This window comes from Pseudomonas sp. 05N434 (assembly GCF_056396965.1).
In genome coordinates this window covers 1-12560 of the sequence record NZ_JBFTMK010000244.1, presented here as the reverse complement: position 1 = coordinate 12560, position 12560 = coordinate 1, and the positions used below count along the sequence as shown (strand labels likewise).

12 protein-coding genes are annotated in these 12560 nt (G+C 60.2%); 7 read left to right on the top strand and 5 right to left on the bottom strand.

Annotated elements, in window-relative coordinates:
* The first annotated feature begins 253 nt into the window (after positions 1-253).
* Positions 254-1492, top strand: coding sequence for an MFS transporter (locus tag AC1DLB_RS16515; protein ID WP_477743861.1), 1239 nt, complete (start codon positions 254-256; stop codon positions 1490-1492).
* Positions 1493-1501: 9 nt separating this feature from the next.
* Here the strand turns inward: AC1DLB_RS16515 and AC1DLB_RS16510 are convergent, their stop codons facing one another.
* Together AC1DLB_RS16510 and AC1DLB_RS16505 are read right to left on the bottom strand one after the other, a co-directional pair.
* The gene (locus AC1DLB_RS16510) at positions 1502-2053 is read right to left on the bottom strand and encodes a DJ-1 family glyoxalase III (protein WP_477785293.1); all 552 of its coding nucleotides are present in this window, start codon (positions 2051-2053) and stop codon (positions 1502-1504) included.
* Between the two features lie 67 nt (positions 2054-2120).
* Positions 2121-2567, bottom strand: coding sequence for a DUF4879 domain-containing protein (locus tag AC1DLB_RS16505; RefSeq protein WP_167331177.1), 447 nt, complete (start codon positions 2565-2567; stop codon positions 2121-2123).
* Positions 2568-2802: 235 nt separating this feature from the next.
* On the opposite strand from AC1DLB_RS16505, the gene AC1DLB_RS16500 reads away from it, so the two are divergent.
* Together AC1DLB_RS16500 and trmA are read left to right on the top strand one after the other, a co-directional pair.
* Complete coding sequence (locus AC1DLB_RS16500; RefSeq protein ID WP_018925809.1) at positions 2803-4098, top strand: NCS2 family permease; 1296 nt, start codon at positions 2803-2805, stop codon at positions 4096-4098.
* Positions 4095-5174, top strand: coding sequence for a tRNA (uridine(54)-C5)-methyltransferase TrmA (gene trmA / locus AC1DLB_RS16495; protein ID WP_064620515.1), 1080 nt, complete (start codon positions 4095-4097; stop codon positions 5172-5174). The genes AC1DLB_RS16500 and trmA overlap by 4 nt, the downstream gene beginning before the upstream one ends.
* Before the next feature lie 51 nt (positions 5175-5225).
* Here trmA and AC1DLB_RS16490 read toward each other — a convergent pair whose 3' ends face one another.
* Positions 5226-5675, bottom strand: a complete 450-nt coding sequence (locus AC1DLB_RS16490) for a hypothetical protein (RefSeq protein ID WP_477785292.1) — start codon at positions 5673-5675, stop codon at positions 5226-5228.
* A 427-nt stretch (positions 5676-6102) separates the two neighbouring features.
* Here AC1DLB_RS16490 and AC1DLB_RS16485 point away from each other — a divergent pair, with 427 nt between their 5' ends.
* The 3 genes from AC1DLB_RS16485 (at position 6103) to AC1DLB_RS16475 (ending at position 8445) form a co-directional block, all read left to right on the top strand.
* Positions 6103-7014, top strand: coding sequence for a LysR family transcriptional regulator (locus AC1DLB_RS16485; RefSeq protein ID WP_477743858.1), 912 nt, complete (start codon positions 6103-6105; stop codon positions 7012-7014).
* Between the two features lie 130 nt (positions 7015-7144).
* Positions 7145-7585: a type II 3-dehydroquinate dehydratase gene (aroQ, locus tag AC1DLB_RS16480; RefSeq protein ID WP_007937291.1), complete on the top strand. Its 441-nt coding sequence runs from the start codon at positions 7145-7147 to the stop codon at positions 7583-7585.
* A 5-nt stretch (positions 7586-7590) separates the two neighbouring features.
* Positions 7591-8445 (top strand): shikimate dehydrogenase, encoded by an 855-nt coding sequence (locus AC1DLB_RS16475; protein ID WP_018925804.1) that lies wholly within the window; start codon positions 7591-7593, stop codon positions 8443-8445.
* A gap of 53 nt (positions 8446-8498) precedes the next feature.
* Here the strand turns inward: AC1DLB_RS16475 and AC1DLB_RS16470 are convergent, their stop codons facing one another.
* The gene (locus AC1DLB_RS16470; RefSeq protein WP_477785291.1) at positions 8499-9176 is read right to left on the bottom strand and encodes a TetR/AcrR family transcriptional regulator; all 678 of its coding nucleotides are present in this window, start codon (positions 9174-9176) and stop codon (positions 8499-8501) included.
* A gap of 103 nt (positions 9177-9279) precedes the next feature.
* Complete coding sequence (gene quiC, locus AC1DLB_RS16465; RefSeq protein WP_477785290.1) at positions 9280-11181, bottom strand: 3-dehydroshikimate dehydratase QuiC; 1902 nt, start codon at positions 11179-11181, stop codon at positions 9280-9282.
* A gap of 490 nt (positions 11182-11671) precedes the next feature.
* On the opposite strand from quiC, the gene AC1DLB_RS16460 reads away from it, so the two are divergent.
* A partial coding sequence (locus AC1DLB_RS16460) for an MFS transporter (RefSeq protein ID WP_477785289.1) occupies positions 11672-12560 on the top strand: 889 nt, incomplete at its 3' end.

The following is a 12560-nucleotide window of genomic DNA, read 5'->3' as shown; positions in this document are numbered from 1 at the left end:
TTCCCTGTGGCGAGGGAGCTTGCTCCCGCTCGGCTGCGCAGCAGTCGTAAAATCGGGTAACGCGATGTGCCTGTGGTGTGGGGTAGCAGGTTCGGGGCTGCTTCGCATCCCAGCGGGAGCAAGCTCCTTCGCCACAGGGAATTTGTATGTTCTGAGAGATCGGTGTCTAGCTAACTAAATTTTCCGTGCTCGCAACTCCTGGTTACAGGTTGGTGATAATCTCGCCCTTCCCCTCACCCAGACTTGCCTTCAGATGCCCAGCCAAGCGCCCCTGCTGTTACGTCATCACCGCCCTTTTATTGCGTTCTGGCTGGCTCGGGTATTTACCGCCAGCGGTTTTCAAATGCTGACCGTGGCCATCGGCTGGAATCTGTATCAACTGACCGGCAACGTGCTCGATCTGGGTCTGGTGGGTCTGGTGGAATTTGCCCCGCGGGTGTTGTTCATGCTGCACACCGGGCATGTGGCGGATCGCTATGACCGGCGCAAGGTCGCGGCGATCTGTCAGTCCGTGCAAGCGCTGATCGCCCTGTCGCTGGCCATCGGCAGCGCGACTGACCAAGTCACCCGGGAGATGATCTTCATCCTCGCATTCCTGCTCGGCGCCGCCCGCTCCTTCGAGATGCCAACCACCCAGGCCTTGCTGCCGAGCATCGTGCCCAGTGCCTTATTCCCGCGCGCGGTTGCTGCCGCGCAATCTGCGCAGCAATCGGCCACCATCGTTGCCCCGGCGCTGGGCGGTTTGCTTTACGCCTTCGGCAGCGTCTGGGTGTATGGCCCGACGGTGATCCTCTACCTCATCGCCTGTGCGCTGATGCTTAACCTACCGGCTCGGCAGACACCGTTGAACAAGGGCAAGGCAACCCTGGATTCGCTGCTCGCAGGCATCCGCTTCATTCGCAGCCGTCCGGATATTCTCGGGGCGATTTCCCTGGATCTGTTTGCCGTCTTGCTGGGTGGCGCGACTGCGCTGCTGCCGGTGTTCGCCAAAGATATTCTGCTGACCGGCCCTTGGGGTCTGGGCCTGCTGCGTTCGGCCCCGGCGGTGGGCGCACTGCTGATGTCGCTGTTTCTGGCGCGATTTGCCGTGGAACGCAACGTCGGACGGGTGATGTTTACCGCCGTGGGTGTATTCGGCGTGGCGACCATCGCTTTCGGCCTGTCGACTTCGTTCTGGTTCTCTCTCGCTGTGTTGGTGGTTTTAGGCGCGGCAGACATGATCAGCATGGTGATCCGCGCCTCGTTCGTGCAGCTGGAAACCCCGGACGAGATGCGCGGCCGGGTCAGTGCCGTGAATGGCTTGTTCATCGGTGCTTCGAATCAGCTCGGCGAATTCGAGTCTGGCTTGACGGCCCACTGGTTCGGCACCGTACCGGCCGTGGTGATGGGCGGCATCGGCACACTGATAGTGACCGGGGCCTGGGTCAGACTGTTCCCGACCCTGGCCAACCGCGACCGCATGCATGTGCCAGTGGAAGAGGTCAGGGCCTGAAGCCGTCTTCTACACCAGCAATTCCCCCGCCACCGCCGACCGCGTGGCTTTGCCGCAGAGTTGCTCCACCAGCGTCAGCGCAAACTCCAGTGCGGCGCCCGAACCCTGGGCGGTGATGCAGTTGCCATCGACCACCACCGGTTGATCGACGAAGTTGCAGCCCGACAATTGATGGCTGACGGAAGGCAGGCACGTCATGCGCCGCTGACGCAGCACGCCAAAAGTCTGCAGCGCCAGCGCCGGCGCTTCGGCAATGCCGGCGAACAAGCGCCCGGCGGCGACCTGGTCCTTGATCAATTGTTGCAGGGGTTGGTGGGCCGCCAAATGCTGCGCCCCCACGGCGCCGCCGGGCAAAACGATCAAGTCGAAGGGTTGGGCCAGCAAATCGACCAGCATCGCATCGGCGGTCAGGCGGGTGCCGCGAGCGCAGGTCAGCATGCGCCGCGACTCGATACTGGCCWCCACCACTTCAACCTTGGCGCGGCGCAGAACATCGATCAGGGTCACGGTTTGCAGATCGTCGATGCCCTCGGCGAGGGTAATCAGGGCTCTAAAGGTCATGGGCGCGGTCCAGAGAATGATCTTTAAAGCGTAGTCAGCTTTCCTGCCCCTTGTTCGAGCCTGGCCGTTACTTGATGTAAAGCTGCGTCGACATCGTGTTGCCCGGCGCGTTGATGGAGGTGTTGCTGAATGTGAAGATGCCGTCCTGCTTGCCTGCCAGGTTGAAGATGTACAGATAGCCGACAGTTTTTTTCCCGGCTGAGCACTCGGTCAGGTTGCCGGTATCAAAAGCACAGACAGGGGTCCGGGTGCCATCCACTTCGAAACCGTCCAGGGCAACATGGGCTTCGCGACCGTAACCGACTTCCAGCACGTACACCTTGATGTTCGGCCCCTGGTGATCGCAACGGGTCTGCTCCTGCTTGTCCGCAATATCTTCAAAGCCACAGTTGGGCGACTCGACCTTGAGCACCTTGACCTGACTCAGTGGTGGAGCCGACGCTGCCGAGGCGGTTTGGGCACCCAGGAACAACGCGATCAACATCGTGAATACGGCAACCACGCGCGTGCTCATGTACTTCATATTCCGCCCTTCCCTGCCCTAAAAAAACAGCGCGCAGTATGGCGCAGTTCCCTTTTTGGCAAAACATCGACGACGATCGCAGCCATAAGCAGCCATGGCTCCACGCTGCTGGTATGATGCGCGGCTTTTTCCGACCCACAGAAAATTCCCAGGCGCCTACGGCGGTCTGTGCTTTGCTGTTGAGGTCGATACATTCACGGCGCCGGGCGCGCCACGGGGAGCAGACATGCTGGAAAGGCTGTTTCAACTCAAGGCACACAACACCAACGTGCGGACCGAGATTCTGGCGGGCGTCACGACCTTTTTGGCCATGGCCTACATTCTGTTCGTCAACCCGAGCATCCTCGGCGAGACCGGCATGGACAAAGGCGCGGTGTTTGTCGCCACCTGTCTGGCAGCCGCCATCGGCTCGACGACCATGGGCCTGATCGCCAACTACCCGATCGCCCTGGCACCGGGCATGGGCCTGAACGCCTTCTTCACCTACACCGTGGTCCTGCACATGGGCCACACCTGGCAAGTGGCGCTGGGTGCGGTGTTCCTCTCGGCGGTGATGTTTTTCCTGCTGTCGATCTTCCGCATCCGTGAATGGATCATCAACAGCATCCCGTTGGCGCTACGTTCGGCGATTGCCGCCGGCATCGGCCTGTTCCTGGCACTGATCGCCCTGCACAACGCCGGCATCGTCGTCAGCAACCCGGCGACCATGGTCGGCCTCGGCGACCTGAAGCAACCGGCGCCGATCCTCGCAACCCTGGGCTTTGCCCTGATCGTTGCCCTGGAGGCCCTGAAAGTGCGCGGTGCGGTGCTGATCGGCATTCTGTCGGTGACCATCGTTTCCATCCTGCTGGGCTTCAGCCCGTTCGGCGGCGTGATGTCGATGCCACCGTCGCTGGCACCGACCTTCCTGCAACTGGACATCAAAGGCGCACTGGACATCGGTCTGGTCAGCGTGATCTTCGCGTTCCTCTTTGTCGATCTGTTCGACAACTCCGGCACCCTGATCGGCGTCGCCAAGCGCGCCGGCCTGATGGGCAAGGACGGCCACATGCCGAAAATGGGTCGTGCCCTGATCGCCGACAGCACCGCGGCCATGGCCGGCTCGTTGCTGGGCACCTCGACTACCACCAGCTATATCGAATCCGCAGCCGGCGTGAGTGCCGGTGGCCGCACCGGCCTGACCGCCGTCGTGGTGGCGATTCTGTTCCTGCTGGCGCTGTTCTTCGCACCACTGGCCGCCAGCGTACCGGCCTTCGCCACCGCACCTGCCTTGCTGTTCGTCGCCGTATTGATGACCTCGGGGCTGGCGGAAATAGACTGGGACGACATCACCGTTGCCGCGCCAGTGGTAGTCACCGCGCTGGCTATGCCATTCACTTACTCCATCGCCAACGGCATCGCGTTCGGATTCATTTCCTGGACCGCCATCAAGTTGCTGTCCGGCCGTGGCCGTGAGCTGAACTCGGCGTTGGTGGTTCTGTCGATTCTGTTCGTGATCAAGTTAGGTTGGTTCAACGCATGACTTTTGATTCCCAGGCCTACGCCGTTCAGCTCGAAGAAAAGGTCACGCGCCTGCGTGATCTGCTGGCCCCGTTCGGTGCGCCCGAGCCTGCGGTGTTCGATTCGCCGCTGAAAAACTTCCGCCTGCGTGCCGAATTCCGCCTGTGGCGTGAAGCCGGCGAGCGCCACTACGCAATGTTTTCCCAGGAAGACAAACGCACGCCGATCCTGATCGAAGAGTTCCCGATCGCAAGCCTGCGCATCAACCAGTTGATGCCGCAGCTCAAGGCGGCGTGGCAAGCGAGTGCAGCCCTGAGCCACAAACTGTTCCAAGTGGAGTTCCTGACCACGCTGGCCGGCGATGCGATGATCACCCTGTGCTACCACCGCCCGCTGGACGAGCACTGGCACGCGGCGGCGTCGAAGCTGGCAGCCGACCTGAACGTCAGCATCATCGGTCGCTCGAAGGGCAAACGCGAAGTGATCGGTCACGATTACGTGGTCGAGCAACTTGAAGTCGGCGGCCGCACCTTCAGCTATCGCCAGCCGGAAGGCGCGTTCACCCAACCCAACGGCACGGTGAACCAGAAGATGCTCAACTGGGCGTATGACGCCCTTGGCGATCGTTCCGACGACTTGCTGGAGCTGTATTGCGGCAACGGCAACTTCACTTTGCCGCTCGCTACGCGCGTGCGCAAAGTGCTGGCCACCGAAATCAGCAAGACCTCGGTCAACGCAGCGCTCAGCAACCTGAGCGAAAACGCGGTGGATAACGTCACGCTGGTGCGTTTGTCTGCCGAAGAATTGACCGAAGCCCTGAACGAAGTTCGCCCGTTCCGTCGCCTGCACGGCATCGACCTCAAGAGCTACGAGTTCGGTAGCGTGTTCGTCGATCCGCCCCGCGCCGGCATGGACCCGGATACTTGCGAACTGACCCGGCGCTTCGACAACATCCTCTACATTTCCTGCAACCCGGAAACCCTCGCGGCCAACATCGCCCAACTGAACGACACTCACCGCATTACTCAATGCGCGATGTTCGACCAGTTCCCGTGGACCCATCACATGGAATCCGGWGTGYTGYTGACCCGKCGTTGATTGCTTCCCCCTACAAATCAGCCGTCCCTGGGACGGCTTTTTTGTGGGCGATCAAAGAGCCGTATCGACCTTGCGTGGGCGACCGCCCTTCTTGCCGTTGGCCCGAGCTGCCTCGGCTTTGGCGGCGCTGCTCAGACGACCATTGCGCGAGGCGATCACCGAGGCCGCCATATCCATCAGCGGTTTGCTCGCCGAAATCAAACCGGCGATGGACACCTGCAGGTCCTTGCCTTCATGGCAAAGCGCGGCTCCGGCGAAACCGATTTTCAAACCGGCGAAATCCTCGGTCTCAAAACCATCGAACTCTGGATAGTTTTTCACTGGCAACAACACACCGCTCTTCATTGCCCTGCCAATCCCATAACTGATTGTCGAGGCAGGCCGTCTGCAATTTGCTCCACCAGATGCCACGGGCTCGCCGCAAATGGGCAGGTTGCCTGAGCGCCTGGCGTAACCCCTCCAGCATGGCCAGAGGAGGTCGATGCGAATGAGGAATGACATCCCAGAGCTCTACGCCGTTGTGCCAGAAGCTGAACCGAAAGCGTGCGCTCCATGTGCCTCCATCGACGTGAACGTGTGGTGAGCAATGCTCGTCACGCAACATGACTACCAGTGACAATCCCTTGTAGCGGCATACATTCATGCTAACCCATCCGTTAGGTTATAGAATCCGAAGATTCGCCATTCCTTGAAAAACCCGATAACTGGCGCTAACCGTTCGATCAGCTGACCACGTTTGAGCCTAGCGTTTCAGGTCGACCGTCCCCTGCCAATCAGGGCAAAAAAGAGTAAGCAATCCTTTCACTGCCAATATCTGGCCGGTGATGAACTCAACGGCGCTGGTGGTTGAAACGAATCCTGTATTTGTACGCCTGCATTTGATAAATACCACCTCAGGCATCCCATTTGATTCTTGGTGTAATCAATCATGCAGCGACATTTCGACGATCTTCAGCTCGGCAGCATCGAACTGTTTTGCCTGGCCGCCGAAGCGGGCAGCTTTACCGCCGCGGCCCTGGTGGCGGGTGTGACCCCGGCCGCGGTCAGCCGCTCGGTGTCGCGGATGGAAGAACGTCTGGGTGTGCGGCTATTCGCGCGTACCACCCGCAGCGTCAAGCTGACCGACAGTGGCCGGCGCTATTTTGAGGAGTGTCGCCTGGCCCTTGCGCAACTGGTCGAGGCTCAGCGCGAAGTCATGGGCCAACAGCAGGAACCCTCCGGCACCTTGCGTATCAGCATTCCCACCACCTATGCCCACCACCGCATCCTGCCGCTGCTGCCGGCGTTCCGGGCGCGTTTTCCCGCCGTGAATGTCGAGGTGCACATCAGCAATCGCAACATCGATTTCGTCGGCGAAGGCTATGACATGGCCATCCGTGTGCGGGCGATTCCCGACTCCGGACTGATTGCCCGGCCACTGGAAGACGCCGCGCTGGTGATGATCGCCAGCCCTGACTATCTGAAGCGTGCCGGCATGCCACAAACCCTGGACGACCTGGCGCACCACGAATGCATCCAGTTCGAGCTACCCAGCAGCGGGCGGCGGATTGCCTGGCTGTTCAACGATAACGGCGTGCCGCTGGAGATTTTGGCCGAAGGTAATTACTGCTGTTCCGATGATGTATTGGGCGGCGTGACGCTGGCGAAACACGGCGCCGGGCTGTTTCAAACCTATCGCTTCATCGTCGAAAACGAACTGGCGGATGGCTCGCTGGTGGAAGTGCTCAAGCCCTATGGCGGGCGCTCCCGCCCCTTCACTTTGCTGTATCCGCAAAGCCGCCATGTGCCGTTGCGGCTCAGGGCGTTTATCGATTTTCTGGTTGAGCGTCTTCCGCGCTGAATGTTCGATCACCGCACAGATAATCCAGGGCCGGCGCCTCKACAATTGACCTTATTAACCAGTTAGTACAATTTATCTCCACAGGCTGAGACCCTCGGCCAATGCCAACAATAATAAGTGGAGAGACCCGATGTCCCCTATCGTTCTGGTGCTCAACGGCCCGAACCTGAACCTGCTCGGTACCCGTGAACCGGCGACTTATGGCCACGAAACCCTGGCGGATATTTCAGCGCTGTGCGGTCGCGCCGCCGAAGAGTTCGGCCTGAAGGTGGAGTTTCGCCAGACCAACCATGAAGGCGAACTGCTCGACTGGATTCATGCCGCCCGTGGCCGCTGCGCCGGGATCGTCATCAATCCGGCTGCCTGGACCCACACCTCGGTCGCCATTCGCGATGCGCTGGTCGCCAGCGAACTGCCCGTGATCGAAGTGCACCTGTCCAACGTCCATGCCCGCGAACCCTTCCGGCATCACTCCTTTGTCTCGTCCATCGCCACGGCGGTGATGTGCGGTTTCGGCAGCCACGGCTATCGTTTGGCGCTGGAGCATTTCAGCCAACGTTTGAAAGGTTAAGCGTGATGACACAGAACACCGTGGTRTTGGCCGGGCTGATCGGCGCCGGCATTCAGGCTTCCCGCACTCCGGCGCTGCACGAGCACGAAGGCGATGCGCAGGGTCTGCGCTACCTGTATCGACTGATCGACCTGGATCAGCTGAAACTCGACAGCGGCGCCCTGCCCGACCTGCTGATGGCCGCCGAGCGGATGAATTTCACCGGGCTGAACATCACCTTTCCGTGCAAGCAGACAATCATCCCGTTGCTCGACGAATTGTCTCCGGAAGCCCGCGGCATTGGCGCGGTGAACACGGTGGTGTTGAAGGACGGGAAACGCATCGGCCACAACACCGATTGCCTGGGCTTCGCCGAAGGGTTTCGTCGCGGCCTGCAGGACGTTGCCCGTGAGCGAGTGGTGCAAATGGGCGCCGGTGGCGCAGGCGCAGCGGTGGCCCACGCGTTATTGAGCGAAGGCGTACAACTGCTGAGCATTTTCGATGTGGATCACAGCCGGGCTCAGTCTTTGGCGGACAACCTCAATCAGCATTTCGGTTTTGGCCGCGCCGTGGCCGGTCATGACTTGCCGGGGACGCTGGGTCAGGCTGATGGACTGGTGAATACCACGCCCATGGGCATGAAAAAGCTGCCTGGCATGCCGGTGCCGGTAGAACTACTTCGGCCGCAGTTGTGGGTGGCGGAGATCGTTTACTTCCCGCTGGAAACCGAACTGCTACGCAATGCTCGCGCGCTGGGTTGCCGAACCCTGGACGGCGGCAACATGGCGGTGTTTCAGGCGGTGAAGGCGTTTGAATTATTCAGCGGCGTGGTGCCGGATGCCCAGCGGATGCTGGAGCATTTTCAGAGCATGAATGGTTGAAAAGCTTCGCAGGCAAGCATCGTCCGTAGGAGCGAGGCTTGCCTGCGAAGGCGTCAGGCCTGCAGATACCGCAACACCGACTCGCAGATCATCTCCCGATGACGCTGCTTGATACTTTCGTCCGGCAAGTCGATCTGAAAGATCTCACCAAAGGTATGACGGTTCGACACGCGATAGAAGCAAAACGAACTGATCAGCAGGTGCACATCCAGCGGATCGAGGCCGGCGCGGAATACACCCTCTGCGGCCCMGCGACGCAAAATCTCGCCCAGTGAATCGAGGATGGTGTTGTTCATCGCCTTGATCGCATCGGAGCGCTTCACATACTCAGCGTTGTGAATGTTCTCGATGCAGACGATACGCACGAAATCAACGTTGCGATCATGGTGGTCGAAGGTGAATTCCACCAACCGCCGAATCGCCTCCACCGGCGCCAGCTCGGCCAGGTGCAAGCGACTTTCGGTGCTGCGGATATCTCCGTAGAGTTTTTCCAGCACCTCGACGTAGAGCTGTTCCTTACTGCCGAAGTAGTAATAGATCATGCGTTTGGAGGTGTGGATGCGCTCGGCGATCGCATCGACGCGCGCACCGGAAAGCCCCTGCTGGACGAACTCGACAATGGCCTCTTGAAGGATGTTCTCGCGGGTTTTTTCCGGGTTGTTCTTGCGACTCTTGCGAGGCTCGGCAATTGGCTTTTCGGGCGCTACGGAGAGTTTTGAAATTATTGTCATTGCGGGCTCACGGCCATCACTGCACAAGTAGGCGATTATGGGCCGCTGCGCACAGTGAAGGAAGCCACGCGGCAGCGGTTTTGTACCCGTGTTTACGATTTTCCTACAACTTTGTCTGACGTACGCCACCACTTCGGGATTTGGCCATGGCCGCCAGTCGCACGGCTACGTTGGCCGCGCCGTACCCCGCATAGCCGTTTTTGCGCTGGATGATTTCAAAGAAAAACCGCCCTTCGAACGGCTCGGTGTACACGTGAAACAGCTCGCCACCTTGGGCATCACGGTCGTAGAGCACGTTGAAATACGCCAGCTCGCTGAGGAACTCGTCGTCGAAATCGAAGCGCGCGGCGAGGTCATCGTAGTAGTTGAGCGGGATATCCAGCAGCGGCACGCCCGCCTCCTTGGCACGGCTGACTTCGGCAAAGATGTCGTCGCAATCGAAAGCGATGTGATGCACACCGGAACCGCGATAACTCGACAGTGCGTGTGAGATCGCGGTGTTGCGATTCTCGGAAATGTTCAGCGGCAGGCGGATCGAACTGCAACGGCTGCGCAAGGCACGGCTCTTCACCAGACCATACGGGTCGGGCAGCACCACTTCATCGTCGGCTTCGAAATCCAGCAGGCTTTTATAGAACAACACCCAGCTGTCGAGGCTGTCGGCGGGCAGTGCCATGGCCATGTGGTCGATGCGCTTGAGGCCTCCGCTGGCCACGGCCGCCGGTTGCAGATTGAAGTCGGTGCCATAGACGTCGGCGTCCTGGTCCACCAGGTAAATCAGACTGCCGTCCGGCGCACGCACGGCGGCGAGTTCCAGTTCATTGGGGCCTACCAGCCCGCGATACGGCTGGCCTTTGTAAGCCACGGCTCGGGCCAACGCACTGGCGCTGTCCTTGACCCGCACGGCGGTGGCGCACAGCGATGGCCCATGGGCCTCGAAAAAACTGTGGGCGAAGGAATAAGGTTCGGAGTTGAGGATCAGGTTGATATCGCCCTGACGCAACAGGCTGACACTCTTGGAGCGGTGTTGCCYGGCCTTGACGAAACCCAGCCGCTCCAGCCAATGGGACAACTTCGCGCCGAGGCTTTCGTCCACGGCGAACTCAAGAAACTCGATGCCGTTGTATTCGCTGGCGCCTGGGGTATCGAACAGAATGTCGCGATTGGCCACAGGCGTGGCTTCCTGCTCCAGACGCTCGCGGGTTTTCTCTTCCAGGTACAGCAACGAACGCAAGCCGTCGGCGGCGTTGGCCCGGGGTGGCGCGGCGCGGAAACCGTCGTTGAAGATCTCCAGCGACAGCGGGCCTGTATAGCCGCTCTTGATGATCGGCGCGAGGAACCCCGGCAGATCGAACTCGCCCTGGCCGGGGAAACAACGGAAATGCCGGCTCCACTCCAGCACGTCCATGGCCAGGATCGGTGCATCGGCCATTTGCACGAAGAAGATCTTGTCACCGGGAATCTCGGCGATCGCCGTCGGGTCGCCCTTGAGCGACAGCGTATGGAAACTGTCCAGCAACACGCCGAGGTTCGGATGATCGGCCTGGCGAACGATGTTCCACACCTGTTGATACGTGTTCACGTGGCGGCCCCAGGCCAGCGCTTCGTAACCGATCCGCAAACCACGAGCGCCGGCCCGTTCGGCGAGCAGGCGCAAGTCGTCGACCAGGATCTGCTCATCGCCGATGGAGTCGGCCGAGGCGTTGCTGCACACCAGCACCAGGTCGGTGCCCAGCTCTTGCATCAAATCGAACTTGCGCTCGGCCCGCTCCAGATTGCGCGGCAGGCGATCGCGGCGGCAACCTTCGAAATCCCGAAAGGGTTGGAACAGTGTGATCGCTATCCCGAGATCAGCGCACATCTGCCTGATTTCCCGAGGGCTGCCGTCGTAGTAGAGAAGGTCGTTCTCGAAAATTTCCACCCCGTCAAAACCGGCGGCGGCGATGGCTTCTAGTTTTTCCGGCAGGGTACCGCTCAAGGAAACGGTGGCAATGGAACGCTGCATGTGTCGACTCCCGGTGGTGGGGACATTCTTGTTGGGCAAATTATTGGCTTGACGAATCCGCACAGCAATTCAAAGTGTACTACCCGGTTAGTTTTGCGGGCGATTATCGAACACAATGGCGGTTGGCGAATTGACGATTTTTCGTCCACTGCGCACCATCGACACCACATTGAGTCCGGTCACGACCCCATGGACTCGGTTACCAAAGACCCTGAACACCACATAAAAATTTCAAAAAACGGGTACACGCTCATGCGCTCATTCAACGCCTTGTTTGCTTGCTCCACCGATCTCACGCCAGACCTGGTGTCCATCCGAACCTTGCGCCCACTCGGCCGAACTGCGCCGCTCGCTGAATAAAACGTTGTCGTCGCCTGACGAAAACACCTCAGCCGATCAATCTCACCCGCGCCCGTCGCCATCGATTGATCACGCGCCCTTGAAGTCCCGACAAGCCTCGCTTGTCAGTCATTGAACGGATGGCACACACATGTTTCCTTCTCAAAGCTCTCGCGTGGCTTCGGCCCAAAGCGTCGCTACTGGCGGCATCGGCGACAAAATCCGCGGCGCCATGGCCGTCGGCAAAACCCGCTGGGGAATGCTGGCGCTGGTATTTTTCGCCACCACCCTGAACTACATCGACCGTGCCGCCCTGGGCGTCATGCAGCCGATCCTGGCCAAGGAACTGAGCTGGACGGCGATGGACTACGCCAACATCAACTTCTGGTTCCAGGTCGGCTACGCCGTCGGTTTCGTGCTGCAAGGCCGGTTGATCGACCGGGTCGGCGTGAAGCGCGTGTTCTTCTTCGCGGTACTGCTCTGGAGCCTGGCCACCGGCGCTCATGGCCTGGCCACTTCGGCGGCGGGTTTCATGGTCTGCCGGTTCATTCTCGGTCTGACCGAAGCCGCCAACTACCCGGCCTGCGTGAAAACCACCCGGTTGTGGTTCCCGGCTGGCGAGCGCGCCGTGGCCACCGGTATTTTCAACGCCGGGACCAACGTCGGTGCGATGTTCACACCGATGCTGCTGCCACTGATTCTTCACGCCTGGGGCTGGCAGGCAGCGTTCCTGTGCATGGCGGCGCTGGGTGGCATCTGGTTGCTGTTCTGGGGCCTGAAGTACTTCAACCCGGAAGATCACCCGAGCGTTAAACAATCGGAACTGGACTACATCCAGAAGGAAGTCGAACCGGAACAATCCCGCGTACCGTTCTCGCGAATCCTGCGCATGCGTGGCACCTGGGCCTTCGCCCTCGCCTACTCGATCACCGCGCCGGTGTTCTGGTTCTACCTGTACTGGCTGCCGCCGTTCCTCAATCAGCAATACAACCTGGGGATCAACGTGACCCAGATGGGTATTCCGCTGATCATCATCTACC

What these genes read in the sequence shown, in the direction of transcription:
- AC1DLB_RS16485 (WP_477743858.1), top strand. Translation starts at nt 6,103, where the DNA reads ATGCAGCGACATTTCGACGATCTTCAGCTCGGCAGCATCGAACTGTTT.
- AC1DLB_RS16490 (WP_477785292.1), bottom strand. Translation starts at nt 5,675, where the DNA reads ATGTCATTCCTCATTCGCATCGACCTCCTCTGGCCATGCTGGAGGGGT.
- aroQ (WP_007937291.1), top strand. Translation starts at nt 7,145, where the DNA reads ATGTCCCCTATCGTTCTGGTGCTCAACGGCCCGAACCTGAACCTGCTC.
- AC1DLB_RS16500 (WP_018925809.1), top strand. Translation starts at nt 2,803, where the DNA reads ATGCTGGAAAGGCTGTTTCAACTCAAGGCACACAACACCAACGTGCGG.
- AC1DLB_RS16515 (WP_477743861.1), top strand. Translation starts at nt 254, where the DNA reads ATGCCCAGCCAAGCGCCCCTGCTGTTACGTCATCACCGCCCTTTTATT.
- AC1DLB_RS16505 (WP_167331177.1), bottom strand. Translation starts at nt 2,567, where the DNA reads ATGAGCACGCGCGTGGTTGCCGTATTCACGATGTTGATCGCGTTGTTC.